Source organism: Flavobacterium azooxidireducens, assembly GCF_023195775.1.
Classification (GTDB): domain Bacteria; phylum Bacteroidota; class Bacteroidia; order Flavobacteriales; family Flavobacteriaceae; genus Flavobacterium; species Flavobacterium azooxidireducens.
Genome location: NZ_CP096205.1, coordinates 477,899 through 498,225 on the forward strand (window position 1 = coordinate 477,899; position 20,327 = coordinate 498,225).

At 28.9% G+C, this 20,327-nt stretch carries 17 protein-coding genes; all 17 read right to left on the bottom strand.

The features are described 5' to 3' along the window. Positions 1 to 32: 32 nt before the first annotated feature. The 17 genes from M0M57_RS02225 to M0M57_RS02305 all read right to left on the bottom strand — a co-directional run bounded on the left by M0M57_RS02225 (position 33) and on the right by M0M57_RS02305 (position 20,305). The gene (locus M0M57_RS02225) at positions 33 to 710 is read right to left on the bottom strand and encodes a class I SAM-dependent methyltransferase (RefSeq protein WP_248434979.1); all 678 of its coding nucleotides are present in this window, start codon (positions 708 to 710) and stop codon (positions 33 to 35) included. Next, positions 697 to 2,292, bottom strand: a complete 1,596-nt coding sequence (locus tag M0M57_RS02230) for a glycosyltransferase family protein (RefSeq protein WP_248434981.1) — start codon at positions 2,290 to 2,292, stop codon at positions 697 to 699. Before M0M57_RS02230 ends, M0M57_RS02225 begins: the two co-directional genes overlap by 14 nt. Position 2,293: 1 nt before the next feature. Next, complete coding sequence (locus tag M0M57_RS02235; RefSeq protein ID WP_248434983.1) at positions 2,294 to 3,244, bottom strand: glycosyltransferase family 2 protein; 951 nt, start codon at positions 3,242 to 3,244, stop codon at positions 2,294 to 2,296. Positions 3,245 to 3,246: 2 nt separating this feature from the next. Continuing rightward, positions 3,247 to 4,608 (bottom strand): O-antigen ligase family protein, encoded by a 1,362-nt coding sequence (locus M0M57_RS02240; RefSeq protein ID WP_248434985.1) that lies wholly within the window; start codon positions 4,606 to 4,608, stop codon positions 3,247 to 3,249. 99 nt (positions 4,609 to 4,707) lie between these two features. Next, complete coding sequence (locus M0M57_RS02245; protein ID WP_248434986.1) at positions 4,708 to 5,796, bottom strand: glycosyltransferase; 1,089 nt, start codon at positions 5,794 to 5,796, stop codon at positions 4,708 to 4,710. A gap of 62 nt (positions 5,797 to 5,858) precedes the next feature. Beyond that, entirely contained in the window at positions 5,859 to 6,989 is a 1,131-nt protein-coding gene (locus tag M0M57_RS02250) for a glycosyltransferase (RefSeq protein WP_248434988.1), read from the bottom strand. Continuing rightward, on the bottom strand, positions 6,986 to 8,134 hold the full coding sequence (locus M0M57_RS02255; RefSeq protein WP_248434990.1) for a glycosyltransferase family 4 protein: 1,149 nt from the start codon (positions 8,132 to 8,134) through the stop codon (positions 6,986 to 6,988). The genes M0M57_RS02250 and M0M57_RS02255 overlap by 4 nt, the downstream gene beginning before the upstream one ends. Positions 8,135 to 8,176: 42 nt before the next feature. Continuing rightward, positions 8,177 to 9,229, bottom strand: a complete 1,053-nt coding sequence (locus tag M0M57_RS02260; protein WP_248434993.1) for a protein kinase family protein — start codon at positions 9,227 to 9,229, stop codon at positions 8,177 to 8,179. Positions 9,230 to 9,319: 90 nt separating this feature from the next. Next, positions 9,320 to 10,462, bottom strand: a complete 1,143-nt coding sequence (locus M0M57_RS02265; RefSeq protein ID WP_248434995.1) for a hypothetical protein — start codon at positions 10,460 to 10,462, stop codon at positions 9,320 to 9,322. Between the two features lie 51 nt (positions 10,463 to 10,513). Beyond that, positions 10,514 to 11,452, bottom strand: a complete 939-nt coding sequence (locus tag M0M57_RS02270; protein WP_248434997.1) for a glycosyltransferase family 2 protein — start codon at positions 11,450 to 11,452, stop codon at positions 10,514 to 10,516. Positions 11,453 to 11,465: 13 nt separating this feature from the next. Further along, positions 11,466 to 12,404 carry a glycosyltransferase family 2 protein gene (locus tag M0M57_RS02275; RefSeq protein ID WP_248434999.1) on the bottom strand — a complete coding sequence of 313 codons (939 nt, stop codon included), beginning with the start codon at positions 12,402 to 12,404 and terminating at the stop codon, positions 11,466 to 11,468. Further along, positions 12,397 to 13,182, bottom strand: coding sequence for a CatB-related O-acetyltransferase (locus M0M57_RS16720; protein ID WP_326930597.1), 786 nt, complete (start codon positions 13,180 to 13,182; stop codon positions 12,397 to 12,399). The genes M0M57_RS02275 and M0M57_RS16720 overlap by 8 nt, the downstream gene beginning before the upstream one ends. Before the next feature lie 2 nt (positions 13,183 to 13,184). Further along, positions 13,185 to 14,633: a hypothetical protein gene (locus M0M57_RS02285; RefSeq protein ID WP_248435001.1), complete on the bottom strand. Its 1,449-nt coding sequence runs from the start codon at positions 14,631 to 14,633 to the stop codon at positions 13,185 to 13,187. Positions 14,634 to 14,732: 99 nt separating this feature from the next. After that, positions 14,733 to 15,482, bottom strand: coding sequence for a crotonobetainyl-CoA--carnitine CoA-transferase (locus M0M57_RS02290; RefSeq protein ID WP_248435003.1), 750 nt, complete (start codon positions 15,480 to 15,482; stop codon positions 14,733 to 14,735). A gap of 209 nt (positions 15,483 to 15,691) precedes the next feature. Further along, positions 15,692 to 16,993, bottom strand: a complete 1,302-nt coding sequence (locus M0M57_RS02295; protein WP_248435005.1) for an ABC transporter ATP-binding protein — start codon at positions 16,991 to 16,993, stop codon at positions 15,692 to 15,694. Between the two features lie 19 nt (positions 16,994 to 17,012). Further along, positions 17,013 to 17,879 (bottom strand): ABC transporter permease, encoded by an 867-nt coding sequence (locus M0M57_RS02300; protein ID WP_248435007.1) that lies wholly within the window; start codon positions 17,877 to 17,879, stop codon positions 17,013 to 17,015. Between the two features lie 137 nt (positions 17,880 to 18,016). After that, complete coding sequence (locus tag M0M57_RS02305) at positions 18,017 to 20,305, bottom strand: T9SS sorting signal type C domain-containing protein (protein WP_248435009.1); 2,289 nt, start codon at positions 20,303 to 20,305, stop codon at positions 18,017 to 18,019. Positions 20,306 to 20,327: the final 22 nt, after the last annotated feature.

Genomic DNA, 20,327 nt, shown 5'->3' on the forward strand with positions numbered 1-20,327 from the left:
AACTAGCTAGATTATTTCTTTTGTAAACAAGACTAATCCTTTTTGGCATAAAAAATTTCAAATAAAGTAAGTGGCCATATTAATTTACTAATTAATCTTACTTTAAAGTGCAGTTTAAAAACATTTTTTATTTTACCTATGGTAGTTTCATGATAATGCCCTGTAAAATCATTTCCTGCAATTTTTCTACCAAGTTTGTAAAGCCAATTTTCGGTTGGACCAGAAACAATAATGTAACCATTAGGTTTTAAAAGCAGATTAAATTTTTTTAAATATTCCGGGAGAATTTCCAAAGGAATATGTTCTAAAACATCTAAAGCAATTATTGCATCAAATTTTTGAGATTCAAAATTCATAGCTAAAAAATCAGCTTCAATAAAATTAATAGTTGCAGGATAATTAATTTTAGTCTTAAGAAGCTTTAAAGGATTAAGGTCTAAATCAATTGCGGTTAGATTATATCCTTTATTTGCTAGATCAAATGAAACTACTCCGGTACCACAACCAAAATCTAAAATTGAAGCATTTGCCTTAACATTTTTTTTCACAAAAGATGTTGCAAGTGACAATCTTTTCCAAAAAATAAAATCTATTACTGGATTTTTATGAGCATAAGCTGGTAATGCTGCTTCAGATAAAACATCATCAGTTCCTTGATTTTTCAAAATTTCTACTATCGATTTTTTGAATATCTTTTTAGTTTCTTTCATTAAATTCAATTTTATATAAATTAACATTACCTATTGTTTTTATTGGATCTAGGCCTTCCCATGGTTTATCGTCCATTATATAGTTTACTTTTTTATTTCTTAGAAATAAAATTTTATTAGCTGTGTTTAATGATTTAAAATGTTGTCTTTCTTGGTACCAACTTATAAATTTAGCTGGATTTCCTTCAATCAACATTCCAGCACCTTTGCTATCTAAAACAACAGATCTTCCTGCTCCTGCTCTAATTAGATAAGACTCTTTGCCAAAAAAAACAGCATTGCTTTTTGTATTACTTTCAATATATTCAACCATTAATGATAAACTAACATCTACTGGTTTCGCTTTTGACAATTGCAAATTAGATGGCAAAATTGACCTTGTTAAATCATCACTCAAAAGTGGAACTTTATCAAAAATAGGATTGTTTGATATTGCAATAAAGAGCAGATATATAAAAAAAACTGCTGCTTTAAAATGTTCTTTAACTTTATATTTAGCAGAAAGCTCTATAATTAAAAAAAAGATTGCAATTTGAAAAAGTAAAAGTATAAATTTTTGAAATCTAATTAATTGAAATGATAATCGTAAATTTTTATGAAATGTATTGTTAATAAACGTTTCAATATAAACCGAAAGATTTGCAGCTAAAAAAACTCCTATCGTAGAAATCAAAATTATTTTAAAAACTTCTTTTTTATTTGACTTATCAAAAAAATAAAAAATAATAAAAAGTAAAACAAAAATATAAGCAACAGGTCGATGCCATGATTTTATATACAAAATTGGATTAAAAAAATTGTTGGATATTCTACTTAAAAAAGCTTCATTAAATAAATTTGGTTCTATGATTAAACTGTTATTAACATTAACACTATAAGTCATTAAAAAAGGAATCATTCCAATTACACAAAACAATAGTGCTGTTATGGTTTTTTTTAAAATTAGCAGGTTTGTTTGTTTGTTTAAATAATAATAAGAAATTAAAATTAAAAAATAGATAATGATTCCACCAATTCCAGATATAGGATGAAAGTTAAATATCAAGCCCAATAGTAATGCTGAAACAATTAATTTATATTTTTTTAAATATAAAAACGTTAAAAATGGCAAAGGCATTACAGCCAAATATAAGGTTCGTGGCATTATCGTCCATAAATCTGAAATACCTAATAGTTCGCCTCCAGGAGGCCACAAAATGCCACGTATAAAAATGGAAAAAAGCAAAGCTATCCAAAAGTCTTTTTTTAAATAATAAAATAATAAAAACCATGAAAAGCCATAAACAATATGTGTAATTAACCCTAAGACATTTAATGCTATTAAATAATCATACTGAGTAAATTTAGCAATAAACCGCAATGGTTGAACATAAAAAGGTGTGTAATATTTTACATTATCTACATTATTTACAAATAAATCATCTTGATATAAATTGATATTGTCTAACTTTTTGCAAATAGGAATAATATTGGCCAAGTCGGAAGATATTTCCTGAATTTTAGCATCTTTATTTTCAAAATAAAACCCAAAAGAAATAATAAGATTCAATAGAATTACAATTGCTATTTTACTTTTAGCCATATCAATTGGACTTTGGAGCATTTACTATATCAAAATGTAATGCTTGAAGTAGTAATTGAAAACCTAATATGATTGACAATGTTACAAGCATTATTGTACCTGTTGGAGCAAAGATATTGTTAGTATAATAATATATCCATTCTGTAATACCGAATATTACTCCAAAAAGAAATAGTGGCAAACCAAAAATTATATAAATTGAAGCCATATTAAAATCATATAAAAAGTAACTTTTTATGATTCGTTTTAAAAAGGTAATACTTAGTTTACTAGAGAAGATAAAAGGCATTTTCCAAACTTTCATATTTGATTTTTCATCACCATAAATAGCGGGCATTGCTATATCTTTAATTCGAGCTTTTATAAAATACAATTCAGCAATCAGCGATGTTTCAAAATAATATCTATTAGATAATTTTTCCAATTCAATTTCTTTTAAAACACTACATTTTATTGCAAAATATCCATTGGTAGGGTCAAAATTATTCCAGTAGCCAGTAGCCATTTTTGTTAAAAATGATAGGCCTAAGTTTCCTGATCTTCGGGCAAATGGCATCTTTTTTAATGCTTTTAAATCTCTAAATCTATTGCCTTTTGCCATTTCACAGTCAGCGTTAAGCAAAGGTTCAATTAATTGGGGTAAATAGCTCAAATCCATTTGATCGTCTGCATCAATTTTTATAACTATATCAACACCTCTGTCTATTGCAAACTGAAATCCTTCTTTGGTAGCACCGCCCACACCTAAATTAGTTTTATTTTCAAGTACAGTAACAACCGCTTTTGAGGATAAACTTTTAATTCTCTCTATTGGTAGTATCTCTGTTCCTTTATCATCAATTATAATAATTTCATCAATAAAATCAGGAAGTTTTCGAACAACTTCCACGATGTGTTTGGCTGCGTTATAATATGGAATAATTACCGCAATATGTTTGTTTTTATAGCTCATTATTATGACTTCATTTCAAATTTATGCAAACTTGAAACAAATATAGAAGTAATTATCAAAAAAAGCCCCAATAGACCAAAAAGAGGCCTATAAATATACAAATGCTCTCCGAAAAAGAGGGTAATTAGCATGGCATAAATTAACCCTTGTAATGCTATTGAAAACCCATTAAATTTATCAAACCTAATAAACAAATAGCTCACAAGCCAACCAAAATATAAGAAAAAGCCAACCAATCCTGTTTCACGAATGGATTGTAAATACATATTATGTGCTGATTTTCCGTACGTTTTATTGAAATGATTTACAAAACCTGTCCCAAAAGGTACAATCATTGGGTTTTCTAAAAGGTATGTAAAGTTATTTTTTGTTAGTTTGTCTCGACCTGCTCCTAAATCTTCGTATGCGTCTGTTAATTCTGAATCTTCATTTTCAAAAACTTTAGTTTTTCCAAATATACGTTTTTGTAATGTGTCATCTAACGTTTTTTGCAAAGCCGGATTACTTGACAATGCAAAAACAAATAAAAACGATAGAAATGACACAGATATTATGAAACGCAAAGGGCTTCTTAGTGCAAAAAATAATCCTATTACAATTAGACCAACATACGTAGTTCTGGAACCTGAAACAATTATTATATAAATATTTATAAATAATACAAAAAACACAAATAGCTTGTTGATAGTGTAGTGCTTCTCGAGCAATAGGCCAAAACATAGACTCAGCACAAATAAAGAAGTCATTCCGGTAACAATTTTATTTGGACCTAAAGTACCCGATAAAAAACCTTCATAAGCATTATTATATGCTTCACTCCAAAGAAAATTAACGATTCCTAAATTCTGCAGAATAATTAAGGTACAACTTGCAATAGACAATACAAGTATAAAATAAATTATATTCTTTGCATTTTTTTTATCTAAACAAAAAATATAAAAAAATACTGCTGTTAAATAAAAAACCCAAAAATGATACATGTAAAGTACAACTTGTAAAAATGATAATAACTTGTCATAAATTATATGAAAAAACAAAGTTAAAATCATAGTTATACAACCCCAAATCATAAATCTTCTCAATAATTTAAATATTAAGACTTTTTTTATTACAAAATTTATTAAAGGAAAATATTTGAAATAATTATATAAAATAAATATTCCGAGAACATCGTATATTCTAAACTCATTGTCACCAGTCACACTATATTTTATAACCGGAAGATTATAAAAATAGGAAAAAATGATACCATAAATAGTGTACAACAAAAGTTTGTTTTGTAAGAAAAGTGCTGATGCCTTTAAAAACATTTTCTCAAACTTGATTTCAACTAATTTTGGTTGCATTTGATGTTCTTGAACCATTAAAATGGATTAAAAAATTGGAATTATTTATATTGTTTCAAAAATAAACAATTTAATATATATTGATTCATTTTTAAAAAAGAATACCTATGAGGACATTTAAAGCAACCATTCCAAGTATTTATCAATTATTGCTTTGTCAGAGTACTTCTTCATAACTTGTGTATATAATGTTGTAGCATATTGTATTCTTTTTGCTTCGCTTCCTATGAGACCATTTAGTTTTTGTTCAATCTCCATAGGATCATTAGGATTAAATAAAACTCCATTAATTCCATCTTGAATAATAGTGCTACAATAACCAACATTTGTAGAAATTACTGCTAAATTTGATTTTCCATACTCTAAAAGTGTTACTGGAAAACCCTCAAAAGTTGAACCTAAAACACCAATGTTTGATTGATTTAAAATAAACTCGATATCATTACAACTATCATATATAAACACAAGATTATATAATTTATTAGCTGCAATAAACGCTCGCAATTCATTGGAATAGTCGTCGTTAAAATCCTTTCCTATGAGATGGAGTGTCCAGCCTAATTCTATTGAATTTGAATGTGCAAAAGCTTTTAGAATTTGTAGATGATTTTTTGGTTCTTTAAGATTCGCTAAAAAAACAATTCGCTTTCCATCACACCCTTTTAAAATTGTTTTTGATTCTACTTTGGTGTTAGTTGAAGAAATAAAATTAGGAAAATAGGCTACTTTTTTAGTTATTAAATTATTTTTTGCCCATTGCTCAATTTCTGTATTTACTGTTAAAACACCATTAAAGAAAATTGACACTGCTTTTAAAACTTTATTTGTAATACCTTTTTTACTAAGTCTGTTTCCGTGATGATCATGCCAAATTATTTTGATTGTTGGCAAAGTAATTTTAACTAAAACAGCGGTAAAAAAGGAAGTTCCATGTGCATGAATAATGTTTACTTTATTTGTTTTTAAAAACGCTCTTAAAGTTAAAACCGATTTCAATCCAAATCTACCTTGTTTGTTGATAAAAAGATAACTGACTTTTGGCAAAAGTTGTTCCTTTAATGCCCCTTCTTTTCTTGTAGCTACTAAACCGGAGAAATCGATTTTATCAAATAAACCGTTAGCATAGCTAACCGCCATTCGCTCAGCACCGCCCGGCTCTAAACTATCAATTAATTGAATTATTCTTATGTTTGGAATTGATTTCACACGAAGGAATTAATAAACATGTAAATATAGAAAAATTAAAAGAAGTTCAAGTTGCAACCAAATCATCCTTTTAACAGTTTTCTTATTTCTGTTTCAAATTTGTTGGTTGTAAATTGTTGTGCCCATGATTGGGCTTCAAAAGTCATTTTTTGATATAAAGTAGGATTATTTATTACTTTAACTAATTGATTAGAATCCTCGAACAATTTCCCTTCCAGCATAATACCTCTACTTCCATTTCCCATCATATATGGCACGCATGAAACAGGCAAGGCAACAGGCAGGCAACCCCAAAACATAGCTTCGGCAACTACTTTTGGCCATCCTTCACTTTTTGATGGTAATAATAGAAAATCACTTTTTTTATAAGTTGATAAAAGTGTTTCTTTGGATTGATTTCCTCTTAAAAATGCTATTTTATTTAAGTCATTTGATTCTATATAGTTGCTTAGAATTTCTGTCTGTTTTCCTTCACCATAAAATTCAATAGAAACTTGCAAGCCTTTTTTATTCAATTCTTCTATTAACTTCAAGGCATACAAAGGTTGCTTTCCAACAGAAAGAGTACCAACAAAAACAAATCGTATGGGCTCTTGAAATTTTAAAGTTTGCGTTTGCGTTTCTAAATTTTCAATATCCTCGCTACTGTAGGTTGCTGTAAAAAATGGTTTTATGTTCTTTGTTTGATTTTCCCATTCGCCATACACCAACACTTGCATGTTTTTAGTTAAAAACGTATTGCCCAAAATCCAACGCTGTAATTTATAGGTAAACGGTTGCTTTGCTTTTGGATCCCAATTGCCGGCATATTTAGCTGTTTTTGTTTTTCCTGGAAAAAAAATTTGCACAATTGCTCCAACTAACCCCATATTTCCGGGACAACGCAAGTGAATGTGATCGGCATTTTGCATGGCACGAAAAACGTTAACAAAAATTGTCGGCAATGCTATAAAGGTATTCAACAGAGCTTTTAATGTTTTAATATCAAAAGATTTAACTTTTTTAAAATGAATTTGATGATGTTGATAAGCTAAGTCTATCACGCCTTTATCATTTTTTTCACATGGTGCTACAATGATGACTTTATCAACATGTTTGAGCCAAATATTCATTTCACGCACATAAGGTGCATAAGCCCAATATTGATTTTGGGAATAATAATGGTTTACATGACTAATTATAGCAAAGGTCATTTAGAATAGATTAGAGATTGATAGAGCGTGATGTTTTGTTGAACAATTTTATCGACATCAAATTTTTCTAAAACAGATTGCCTCGCGTTTTTTGCCAATTTCCTTGAAAATTCTTTTTCCTTTAACAATCTAACTACCTGATGTGCTACATCTTCAATATCAAGAGGATTACACAACAAACCATTTTCTTCATGGTTAACAACTTCAGAGCCAGGCCCAAGATTACTTGCTACAAAAGCCTTGCCCATACTCATTACTTCTATCCAAGCCAAAGGCATTGCTTCCATGTGTGAAGGATAGCAGCAAACTTGAGCTTTTTCAATTTCAATTGGTATTTCACGATTGTCAACATTGCCTAAAAAAACTATTGAATCTTTTACACTTTCATCAATAAATGATTTTAAATAAGGTGTGTATGACTTTTTTGTCTTTGGATAAAACCAATCTCTACCTGCAATAACCAAGTGTGCTTGCGGAATTTCTTTTTTTATTAGAGGCATAGCCATGATGAGCTGTCTGATTCCTTTTTTTTCACAAAGTGTGCCAGCAAAAAAAATGCGACCATCGATAATTTTATTTGAATCGGCCTCATAAAAATTTTTCAAATTGGCTGGATTAAAGATTACGCCTCTTTTTTTTGAATCAAAATTAATAAACTTTGAAGTATGATTAACTACATATTGACTGACCCCTATAATGTAATCCGCATTTCTAAAAGATTTTTTTTCTTGATAAGCTTTCCACCAATTAACCCCTCTGTTTTCACTTTCTGCAAAAAAATGATGGCCACCGTTCAATCTAATTAAATATTTTATTGAAGGTAGTTTCTTTATAAAAGCTAAACCTAATTCGGTACTTTCGACTACATCAATTGGATTAATTTGATGAATATTTTTAATTTGCTTATTAATTAAATTGGTATGAAAATACCAAGTGAGTCCTTTGATATAATTTGGTTTTAATCTGTAAATTTTAACGTTATTCTCTTCAGTAATTTCTAATTTATTTTCATAATTAATTCCTACTATACTAACCTGATGTCCATTATCTATTAGTTTTTGGGCTATTGTTTTGATAAAAGTTCCAACACCACCATGTGGAAAGTTTGCTTTTGGATATTCTGATGTGATGAAACAAATATGCATACTATGTTTATTTATTTTTGATGTATATATTAAAATATAATGTTACAAACTTTTCATAAGTTGAAAAGTAGTCTGAATTTTACTCTTAAAGTGCGAATCAACTTTATCTCTTATCAAATGATTATCAACAAGTTTCACAATTTTATCATAGCATGACAAAAAAATCTGATCCTCAATTTCATAGATACTATTTTTATCAATTTTTAAATCATCTATTATTTTTTGAAAAAGCACTTTTGCACATTCAATGTGGCTTATAAAATCTTTTGCTAAATAGTCATTTGAAGATTCTCCCCAATCAATGAGCCAAATTTTATTGTTTTTTTTATTAAATAGAATATTATTGAATATTAAATCTCCATGAGTTTTTCCGGAAAACATGAATTTATTATCCTTTATTAGTTTTTTATATTTGGAAATAATAAAACTACCTTCATCAAAATTCATTAATAAATCTTCTACATATTGCATGTTTTTCTTGTCTTCAACTTTTGGCGAAATTAAATTTATTCCCGCATGTTGATAGACTAAATACATAAAATCAAAAACTTCATAATAAATCGCTGTTTGAGTTGCCTTTGGCAAGGCGTGTAAATCATTGGCAAAAATTAAATCTTGTTCAAAATAAGTTATTGTATCATTCGAAAAAAATGACAATAAACTTGGTGTACTCACATTTTTATGGTGAATTTTATTTGCAAATTTTAATGCGTTTGCCTCTTGCACTAATTTATCACAAACCTCAACATCATTCGATTGGCTAAATTTTACAACTTTTGGTTTTGTATGATTCAAGTATAATAAAATGCCAAAATAATCTTTGTTAAAATACACGTCTGCATAAATAGGCAACTCAACTTGATTAATAAAAGGTATTTTTAAAAAAAGCCCTATTCGTTTATTAAAACCTCTCCCTTTTTTTTTTAAAACTTGAAACCAATTTTTGATATTTTTGTCTGGAAATGCATTAATTCCGGTTACTTTAGAAAACAATTGAAAAGCTTGGAACGGCCATTGAAGGTGTTTAATAAAAAGATTATCTGATGGATTTAGGTATTTTTTTTTTACATCAAAATCTGTGATAGTAAATATCATTTTTTCAATAGTTTGTATTGATTTAATATTATGACTTAACGTTGGTTTCACAGCAATACAAATAACTTTATGTATGTTTCTTTAAAATTTTTACAAATTAAACAAAAAATTTAATTTTACTTTAAAAATTTCAATATTTGGCGTAAAAAAAACTTGTTGATCATCAATCAGATAACCAAATCTTTCTTTGCCAAATGGTTCTAAAATAATTGTTTTAAAGCCATTGTCTGCTGCATCTTCAATAACTGAACTCCAAGGTGAAACTACAATTAAATTTTTTATGGTGTTTGATTCTAGCCAGTTTTTTGATTCATCAAAAACAATATTTGCTTTTACATTTTCGAGTTGTTTTTTAAACAATTCTATTTTATCTTTTTCTCTTGGATGCAATCTAATATACAAATTAAGATTTTTTACTTCATTTGTTTTTAAAAATTCTAAAAAAACAGGATGTATTCCATTAAATTCAACTGTTGATGCGTATAATATGTGTTTTCCTTCGGTATATTTTTTTTGTGAATTGGGATAGGGTAATAATTTGTATTCAGAATTGAAATCTTTACAAAGATGATTATTTAAATAGTCTATTGTTGGTTTATTTTTAACATAAAACAAATCGATCATTTTAATTGGTGCAGGGTTGATATATGGAAAATAATTTATAATTCCACCATGTTGAATTTCAATAAGTTTGAGTTTATGCCTGTAATTGGAGAAAATTATGGCAAGATTACCAAGGTCATAATGCACTAAAAAATAAATTTCTTTAGAAATAAAACTATTCAAAATCCATTTATTTACTAATTGATAAGCATAAAAATTCTGCATTAATGAGCTTGGCTCTTTAGAAAAGAAAGAAATAATTTTTGCAATCCCGCCAACATTATACACTTTTTGATTATTAATTTTATTTATCCAGATTTCTTTTGATTGATTGATAAAAAGGATATTATCTACAAAAAGTGGTTTTACTATTCTGTCCTCAACAATGCCATTGGAAGAGGTTGTAAATCTGGCTGAAGTATAAACTATTTTTTTATTTCTGTATTTAGGAAATAACAATAGTAATTTTAAAAGCAAAAAATCTACAACAGATTTGAATATAAAAAACAAAGGCTTAAAAATGCTTATTACAGATTTTTTATTCTCTTTTTTTGGAGCCTCAGAATCATGAACAATTTGGGTTGTTCGGAGCATTTTGACATATTGTTCTATTTCATTTTTTGGCAACATTAGTCTTAATTATTTATATTTTGAGATAACTTTGAATTGATTTACATTATTTTATGTGAAACTTATAATTCTTGCTTTTATATATTTATAAAAAACCCTTATCGCTTTTCTGTTATCAAATTTTTTTAGCAAATTCCATGGAGTAAACAAGTAGTCAATATTGTTGTTAAAAACCAATTTCAGAAGTTTTTTATTACTTCCGGCTATAGTAATAAAATGAGTATATTTTTTAACTTTAACCTCATTAATCAATGTAGTGAAATCTTCATGTTTTTTATAACAATTTTCTACATATTTTTGACTAATTATCATTGCTTTTAAAGCATTTTCATTATCCTTATTATAACTTGCTGATTCTTTATTATCATAGTAAAAATAAACAAGATTATTAATATTTATAGCTTTATTGGAATTTTGCAAAACTTGAAAGAAAAGAAACTCATCGGATGATTTTGAGAAATTTTTATATGTAACTAATTCTTTCTGCTTAAAGAGTTCTGTTTTATACATTTTATTCCAAAGGTAATGAGGAGTTTCTTTTTTTAAAGTTGACTTTGCAACGCTCCATTTATCATGACCGTATTTCAAGTGATTTTCATAAATAGCACTCTTGCTTCCGTCTGGAAAAACACGCTGATAATTTCCGATACAAATGTCTGCAACACCATCTTGAACCATTGCATTATACAGCATTTCTAATGCGTCTTTTGGCAAAAAATCATCGGGATCATAAAATGTAATATATTCACCGTGAGCATTAGAATATCCTACCATTCTAGACCAAGCGGCACCGGAATTTTCTTCATTATCAACTATTCGAAATCTGTTATCATTTCTAGCATAATTTTCAATGATTTCTCTTGAATTATCAGGGCTATTGTCATTTATCAATATAATTTCAAAATCCTGAAATGTTTGGGCTAAAATAGAATCTAGGCATCTTTTAATGTGCTTTTCTACTTTATAAACAGGAATAACTATAGAAACCATTTAATTGTTTTTATTAATTATTTTCATTGAACTTTGTAATAAAAAAATGTCCTTTACCGAAAAAAATCATTGAAAAAAAATATAATACTAAATAGAAACTTTTTAAACCCATTTCTTTAAACAAGTAAATAAAGAGTTTATATATTGAAATTGAAAATGTTCGTTTCGATAAAAAAACTAAAGTAGAAGATTTTTTGATTAAGTATTGTCGTGTTTCTTTGTTTGCTACATCTTTAACATCTAAATAAGTGTGCCATACTTTTTTAAAATTACTTTCATACTTTTGTTCTTTGGTCTTTAACTGGCTGCGAATAGAAGTATCATGTGCTCTTCTTAAAGTTACAACTTGATCAACAAAAATTGCGTGAACAGATAAGTGTACAAGCTTGCAGAAATAATTATACTCTTGACCTGATTGTAATTTTTCATTAAAATCAATTTGTTTGGCTAATGCACTTTTAACACAAATATCATAAGTTAACCAATTTATTTTTTGTGATACATAATTAAAGGGTGTAATTGCAAAATCTCTTAAACCTGAATAATATTTATCTATTTGAGAATTATCTTCATTAAAATATTGAGTTCTGGTAATCACATAATCACATTGATTTTTTGTAATCGCTGTTATTTTAACTTCCAAATGGTCTTTTGTCATTAAATCATCACTGTCAAAAAAAACGATATAATCTCCTTTGGCATTTTGTAACCCAAAATTTCTGCAGGCATTTGCTCCTTTTGGTCTATTTTCGGGTCTATGATAGAAGCGGAATTTGCTGTTTTGCTTAGCATATTCTAATATAACAGCTTCACTATCATCTTGAGAACCGTCATCCACAATAATACATTCCCAATTTTCATAGGTTTGAGCTAGAACACTATCAAGTGTTTCTCCAATCAAATGAGCTCGATTGTAGGTGGGAATAATTATTGAAATCAATGCATTATTCATGAATAACAATATTTACAATTGTTTCATCAATTTCATTTTCAAAAAACGATTTGTTTCTTTTGATTTTATCAGATGACCAATTCCACCAAGCCAATTCTTGAAGTGTTTGAATTATATGAGGTTCAAAACGGTAGCCCATAATTTTGGCCGGGCTTCCTGCCACAATTGCAAATGCCGGAACATCTTTGGTTACAACACTATTGGCTGCAACTACTGCTCCATTTTCAATTGTAACTCCACTTAAAATCACCGAATGTGCACCAATCCAAACATCATTTTCTAAAATTATATTTCCTTTATTAACAGTTTCATTTTCCCATTTTTCTTTAAAAAAATTCTGCCCGATAAAGTAACTGGTTGGTTTTTTAAAATTGTGATTATATGATTGAAAACTTACATTACGAGCAATAGAACAAAAATTTCCAATTTCTACAGCTGCTTGTTGAGTAGAATTAATGTCTAGATTTGGCCCCCATAATGATGTGTATCTCCCTGTTTTTATCTTTCCTGAAAGTATAGCTCCTTGAATTTTATTGTTATCTCCCAAAACAATTTCTCCTTTTATAACACTATCTTTAATTTCGGTAGTATTCCCAATATATATTTTCCCTTTTAAATTACTGGATGTTATAATGATATGGTCAGAAAGTTTAATATCTCCTTCTAGCGTTGAGCCACTTACTTTTGTTTTACCAGGAATTATTATACTAGATTTAATTACGTTTAATCTTTTAAAACGCTTTTTAATTTTTAATAAAGTTTGATTAAAGAAGCTCATTTTTAAGTAAATAAATTTTCTTGGTATGAAAATGCTTTTTGCTCTTGGGGCAAAATTTTATGATTTTGAATAATTTCTTCAAATTTTTGATTAAAATCTGAATTTTCAACATTCAAATATACGGCCTTTTGAGCAGAAATTAATTCCGGAAAAGATATAATCCCTGTTTCATTTATCAAAACAGTAAAAACATCTAAAAACGAAGCCTCTAAAGCCGACCCAGAAAAATGTGTGACATGAACTGCACAATTGATTAACAATTTTGGTAAAGGATCATTTGTTGCCTGTTCAATATTTACTAAATCAAGTACATCATACTTTTTTAAGTAGTTCTTTATATTTTCTATCTCATGCATTTGTCTGGGATGCAATCGAATGAACCATGAATAAGGCTTGTTTTTTATAAAGTCTATAATTGGTTTGGGAAATAATTGTTCAATGGTTATTGGATTAGGCTGAAGACTATAGAAAACATAATCTTTATATTCATAATCAGAATTTGCTGTTTTCCAAAAATCAACCCAAGGATTTCCAATATTGATAACCGAATAGTTGTTACTATTTTTAATCCATTTATTCAAAACGCCTTCGCTGTGTTCATCCCAACTCCAAAAAACGGTTGGTAACATTGAATAACCTTCTGGTGGAATTTTAGTCCAACTTCCATAACTTAAATGAATGTCTGTCTGTGGACCATGTTGCATTTCTATGGTTTTTATTCCCAATTGATTGGCAGCAACAATTAATGCAAAATTATTTTCTGTATAATAGCATAAAATCATAATTTGTGTGGGCTTCATTTTTTTTAAAACCTTGGTGAAAAAATTTACCTTTTTAAAAAAAATATTAGAAGCCCAATTTTCAAAATAAGTTGTATTGTATTTATTTAAAAAATTCTCATTAAACCTCTCTTGCTTAAGGAAATTTATAAATTCATCAAATTGATTTCCTGAAAATTGAACTTCTACAGGAGCTTTTTTCTTTAATAAAAGAAATCCTTTTAATGCTTTATTGAAAGTGTAAATTAAATTTAAATTGAATTGATTTTTGGTATCATGTCCATATTCAAAATAAAGTGAATCTTTTTCAATTTGATATTTATCAATCAAAATATCAAAATAACGATTGAATCGCTTTGATTTAAAATTTACACGATGAGCATCTGCTCCAACAAATAAATATTTTTTGGTAGGTAGCTTTTTCATCCAAAAGAAATAGTAAACAACAGAATATAGTTTTTTTACTTCTGTTTTAATTTTTTGAAGTATTGAAAGCTTTTTTTTCTTTACAATTTGGACTTTATTCCCAGCTTCAACCACATTAATTAAATAGAAAAACAACTTTATTCTTAGAATTGGCCAAATTGCAAGATGGTTAACTTTCCATGAATCAACAGGAAATTGTTGCTCAATTTTCAGTATGTAATTTTTTATATCCTCACGGTTTTTCATTGAAAGTCTTGCAAAATATTCTTTATTTCTTTCCCGAAAATTGTTTCTACAAATTTTCTAAAAGTTCCATCGCCTCTTTTTTTTGAGTTGTAAAAAGAATTATTGATAAACCATGTATGATTGAATTCCGCTATATTTGCTTCGCTGAATAGCAATGTTTTCTGTTCCAAAAACTTCTCTTAACGCAACTGTTTCTCCTGGAAATTGAGGATCATTTAATTCATCAAAACCAATAATTGCTCCTTTTGTCAAATATGGTTTTATAATTTCTAAGCATTTTTTTGTTGGTTCATACACATCAAAATCAAAATAGGCAAAGGCAATAATTGTTTCAGGATGTTCGTCTAAATATTTTTGCAGAACAACAGGAGCATTTCCTTTGATAAGCGTGTTTTTTTTGATGTGCGACAATGGACATTCGCTTTCATGATAATCTAACACAGAAGCAAGATATTCTTCATAATTTTTTGTAACAGAAAACGCACCTTTTTTTATGATACTGTGATCTCCATCTTTTTTATCAACTTCTGCAAAACCTTCAAAAGTGTCAAAGCCAATAATTTTTCTGCTGTAATTATAGGGTTCGTGAATTCCTCTTAGATTATTTAAAGTAACGAGATTTTGTCCCCATCGCACTCCAAACTCCATTATAACACCGTGCGTGTTAACAATTTTGGTATATAAATCGTTTAAAAACAATTGCTTTGTTAAGTCTTGTCGTTTTACAAACAATCCAGAATTTGTTAATTTTTCATTATCTGGTATGGGAGCATTTTTGTATAATTCAAGAAAATTGTTACGCTTATCTAATTCATTAGCAGAGGCAATTGTTTTGATTTCTATTTCCATTCTAATTTAATTAATGTTTATTAACAAACCCTCTCTTTTAATTTAACTTTTTATGAAATTTAAAAAAGCTATTTTCTTAAAAAAATTTACTAAAATAGTATATGTAAATTTATAAAAATTATTTTATCATCAAAATCTTATTTCATTAAATAAAATTAAAAGAAAGCATTTTTATTGAAGTATGTATGGATTTTCCGTCACAAAAATTACTATTCCCTATTTGAAATTGAAATAGTTGCTTCTTGAATAAATCCTTTCGGTCGGTTTAACACACCTGATTTCCAGTAATCACCACGAATGACAGTTAATGTAAAAGCATCTTGTAAATAATCAATAGTTTGATGTGGTGTGTTAAACGATAATTTTTCGCTAATCATGTACTGAAGTGAATACCTTCCTTCTCTAAATTGCAAGCGGGGCATTTCAACTTCTATGGTCCCTCTTTGATTAATTTCAGAAAACTTTGAACCTAATTCATCTGTTGCAATGGTTGTAACGAGTTCATCATTTTCATTTTTAAATTGGAGAACTATTGTTAATTGTTTTGGGTCAATTTCTATTTCTTTTTTAAATTCAAAAATAATTTTATAATACTCTCCACTATGCATCTCACCAACTATTACTCCATCTTTATTTTTTACATAAATATCATTAATAATTAGTTTTTTATTTCCCTTTCTATCAAGCCTTTCACTTAATTTAATTTCGCTTTTTTTGTATGAGTTTTCTAAATAATAATTAATAGCCTCATCGCTTGATCCGCTGAAAGTTATCCCTCCATGTTCTAAAACTATCCCTTTTGTGCATAAACTTTTTACAGCTGCCATGTTATGACTTACAAACAAAACGGTTCGACCATCGGTTTTAGAGATATCTTGCATTTTACCAATAGCTTTTTTCTGAAACTCGGCATCACCAACTGCCAAGACCTCATCCACTACCAATATTTCGGGTTCTAAGTGAGCAGCTACAGCAAAAGCCAACCGAACTGTCATTCCGCTACTATATCTTTTAACAGGAGTGTCGATATATCTTTCGCATCCTGAAAATTCAATTATTTCGTCTAATTTGGAGGCAATTTCTTTTTTGGTCATTCCTAAAATGGCACCATTAAGAAATATATTTTCTCGGCCGGTCATTTCCGGGTGAAAACCTGTACCTACTTCCAGCAAGCTTGCAATTCTTCCTTTAGTTTTTATAGTGCCTGTAGTAGGTGAAGTTACTCGAGATAATACTTTTAATAAAGTTGATTTTCCGGCACCGTTCTTTCCGATAATTCCTAAAACTTCACCTTTTTGTACTTCAAAATTAATATCTTTTAATGCCCAAACATATTGGTTGTTTCCTTTGGAACTTCTATCATTTACTTCTCCTACTTTTAAATACGGATCCTCTTTACCTCTAACAGTGTGCCACCATCTGTTTAAGTCATGACTTAGCGTACCGGTACCTATTTTTCCTAGTCGGTATTGTTTTGAAATATTTTCAACCTTTAATATTACGTTACTCATTTAAATCTATTCACTAAAATTAAATTACATCAATAAAGCTCTTCTCTGTTCTATTAAAAACCAAGACCCCTAAAAGAAGAACAACTAAACCAAAGGCTAATGAGTATAGTAGATAAGTTAAATCAATTGAACCTGAGCCCAAAAAAGCATATTTAAAAAAATCTAGGATACCTGTTAGAGGGTTTAAATATACTAATATATGATATTTTGGATTTATTTTTTCTAAAACCAACGTAGTTGGATAAACAATTGGCGTTATGTACATAAAAAGAGAGATTCCAAATGTAACAACAAAATTTAAATCTCTGTATTTAACAGTTAATGAAGATATTATCATACCTATTCCCATTGCTAAAATGGCTGTCATGAAGAGTAAAATTGGTGTAATTAGCATTAATGAAGATGGATTTATATCATAACCTTGAGAAATATAATAAATCAAAACAATAATAAAGAAAACAAATTGAATACTAAACTTAACCAAATTTGAAACAATTACTTTTAGAGGCATTATAATCCTAGGAAAATATACTTTTCCAAAAATACTTTGATTGGCAGTAAATGTTTCAGAAACAGACTTTAAGCAATCTGAAAAATAGAACCATAAAATATTACCGGCTAACACGAATAAGAAATAAGGTACTCCATCGGATGGAATATCTGCAATTTTACTAAAAATGACAAATTGTATAACAGAAGTAAGTAAAGGTTGAATTATAAACCAAATTGGCCCTAAAACTGTTTGCTTATAGAAAGTTACAATGTCTCTTTTTACAAATAACATCAAAAGATCTCTGTAATACCACAACTCTTTAAAATTGATTTCAAAAGCTGATTTTTTTGGAGAAATTTCAAATAACCATTCTTCGCTTTTTGTTTTACTCATCCTTAAAAATATTTTTTCAAATGTATTGTTTTTAATTTGAAATTCTAAATGAATTACGTTTAAAACTTATATAAAAAAAGCCTCCTTATATTGGAGGCTTAGTGACTTTTGTTTAAAATAAAATAAATTTTTCAGACTTAGAAAATAATCTTTTTATTAACAATGTTATTGTTTTCATCTCTAATTTGAAGAATTAAAACTTGGTTATTTTTTGCCAATGTATTAATTATAAATTCTGACGAATTAACTTGATCTTGCGATAACAACTTTCTTCCTTGAACATCAAAAACGGCTACCGAGTTCATTTGAACATTACCGGTGTTTATGTTGATTGAATTGTCTTTAACAAAAACTGCAACGGCATTAGCATTTAACGGTTGATCTATACTCATCGTTTCATTTGTGAAACGTAACACAAAACGATTTTTAAAATCACCTGATTCAGCTGAAAAGGTATAATCTGCAGCTGATAAATTATGAATAGTTGTTGTAAAAGTGTCTTCTAAATAAACCAATTGTCCTGCTTCAAATAAACCGTCCATTTTGCTTAATGAAATAGTGTATTCTCCTGCTGTAACAACTTTAAAACCAAGTTGAATTGTGTCTTCTACACTGAATGGTAATGATCTTGCTTGAATTGCATATTCTTCATTATTAATTAACGAAGTTAAAGCTACTTCAGAATCATTGATATAACGCCCATCAAAACGATCTTTATCATTTGTTGCACCTTCTACATATCCAACTAACATTCTACTAAAAATGCCATTTTCATTTGTTAAATTTAACCACATACGGTGTTTTTCAATTTGAGTAGGGGTATTATATCTAAAAAATTGATTTTCAAATTCATCAGGAGTTTTCATATCGCTGTTAAAGGTTAATTCTGTAGATAATGCTTTAACTAAAAACCCTTGTCCAACTTGAATGAAACCATTTGGGTCATCACTTGTAGGAGTACCTGTTCCACCAGTTTCATTGTAAGTTGCGTAGAATGAACCTGTTTCACCTTCACCTGTACTATCATTTAATCTTCTCCAAAAATAAAGTGTTTGTTCAATATTACTACTATTTGCTAACATAAAAGCATTTGCATTAATTACTGTTGGATAAGGATTTCCAACCATATTAAAACCTTCACCACCTGTATTTAAATCGATAGTAACTTCACCATTTGTTGGTACTCCAACAAAAGTTCCTTCCCAAATCTGTGGTGAATTTGTTCCATTGTTAGCCACATAATTGTTAGCTGCTCTAATGAAATAACCATTCCCTGGTTCAAAAGTTGTTGTTAACGGATTGATTGGAGAGTATATATCATTTGCAGTATCATACTCATAAAAACGACCGTCAACCGTTTGTGGAGAAAACTGTTTTAACGTTTGAGTTCCTGTAACCGGCGATGACCACATAGTGTAATCTAAACGGAAAATTTCTGAACTGTTACGCTTTACAGTTATTTGACCTTCGTTAGCAGCTGCTTCATCATTCAATTGTGATAAATTTGCATTATTTTGTACAACAAAAGAACTTGGAGTACTATTGTTGATTATGTTTTCATGTACAATAAGGTTATACCCTGAAGTCAAAGTATATGTATATCCTTCATTTAAAGTGATACTTTTAACTTCAAACATATATTCGTTATTTTCGTCTGAAATAAAATTATCATCTAATATAACATCATGATCTTCTGTTGGATAAATATCATTTAACCAAGCACCATTAGACCAAACAGCCACAAAAGTTGGCTCATCGAACGTAGTAACCATGATTATATTTGAATTGGCACTAGTTACTGGTCCGCCTCCGCTAATTCCTTCTGCACGCACTCTGTAATAATAATTTGTTGAAGGATCTAATCCCGAAACAAGTCTACTAGTTGAACTACCTGAAACAAATAAATTATCGTAACTAGGTAACATCACTGAAAAATCACTAAACTCACTAACATCTAAGCGATATCCAGTGGCTCCGAGAACGGCTATCCATCTTGCGGAGAAAAATGTGTCTGATAAACCAGCCGGTGCTCCTGCATCCGGAGCAGATAACACGCTAGTTGTAAAAGTAATTTCAGTTGTCCAACTACTGAATAATGGAGCAGCTGTACACTGATAATTCATGTAAACTGAATAATTTGTGTCGGATAATAGTCCTGTAATTTGAGAGGTTAAAACACCATCTACTGTAGAACCACTATCTATTAATCCGCTTACTCCACTACCTGGAGCTCCTGATGTCCGCACTTCAAAACTATAACCTATTCCGGGTGCAGAAGTTGATGCGGTCCAAGTTAATGTAGCTGAAACAGCATCAATATTATCGACTATTATGCCAGAAGGTTCATTACATTGAGCCGAACTTGTTATAGTAACAAGAAAAGTCAATATTAAAAAAGCTATTTTAGAATTAAATTTAAATTTCATCGTAATTTTATTTAGGTAAACT

Coding starts and splice junctions, on each gene's coding strand:
- M0M57_RS02275 (WP_248434999.1), bottom strand. CDS start 12,404: ATGAATAATGCATTGATTTCAATAATTATTCCCACCTACAATCGAGCT.
- M0M57_RS16720 (WP_326930597.1), bottom strand. CDS start 13,182: ATGAGCTTCTTTAATCAAACTTTATTAAAAATTAAAAAGCGTTTTAAA.
- M0M57_RS02230 (WP_248434981.1), bottom strand. CDS start 2,292: ATGGCTAAAAGTAAAATAGCAATTGTAATTCTATTGAATCTTATTATT.
- M0M57_RS02260 (WP_248434993.1), bottom strand. CDS start 9,229: ATGATATTTACTATCACAGATTTTGATGTAAAAAAAAAATACCTAAAT.
- M0M57_RS02295 (WP_248435005.1), bottom strand. CDS start 16,993: ATGAGTAACGTAATATTAAAGGTTGAAAATATTTCAAAACAATACCGA.
- M0M57_RS02270 (WP_248434997.1), bottom strand. CDS start 11,452: ATGGTTTCTATAGTTATTCCTGTTTATAAAGTAGAAAAGCACATTAAA.
- M0M57_RS02225 (WP_248434979.1), bottom strand. CDS start 710: ATGAAAGAAACTAAAAAGATATTCAAAAAATCGATAGTAGAAATTTTG.
- M0M57_RS02240 (WP_248434985.1), bottom strand. CDS start 4,608: ATGGTTCAAGAACATCAAATGCAACCAAAATTAGTTGAAATCAAGTTT.
- M0M57_RS02290 (WP_248435003.1), bottom strand. CDS start 15,482: ATGGAAATAGAAATCAAAACAATTGCCTCTGCTAATGAATTAGATAAG.
- M0M57_RS02250 (WP_248434988.1), bottom strand. CDS start 6,989: ATGACCTTTGCTATAATTAGTCATGTAAACCATTATTATTCCCAAAAT.
- M0M57_RS02265 (WP_248434995.1), bottom strand. CDS start 10,462: ATGTTGCCAAAAAATGAAATAGAACAATATGTCAAAATGCTCCGAACA.
- M0M57_RS02255 (WP_248434990.1), bottom strand. CDS start 8,134: ATGCATATTTGTTTCATCACATCAGAATATCCAAAAGCAAACTTTCCA.
- M0M57_RS02285 (WP_248435001.1), bottom strand. CDS start 14,633: ATGAAAAACCGTGAGGATATAAAAAATTACATACTGAAAATTGAGCAA.
- M0M57_RS02235 (WP_248434983.1), bottom strand. CDS start 3,244: ATGAGCTATAAAAACAAACATATTGCGGTAATTATTCCATATTATAAC.
- M0M57_RS02300 (WP_248435007.1), bottom strand. CDS start 17,879: ATGAGTAAAACAAAAAGCGAAGAATGGTTATTTGAAATTTCTCCAAAA.
- M0M57_RS02305 (WP_248435009.1), bottom strand. CDS start 20,305: ATGAAATTTAAATTTAATTCTAAAATAGCTTTTTTAATATTGACTTTT.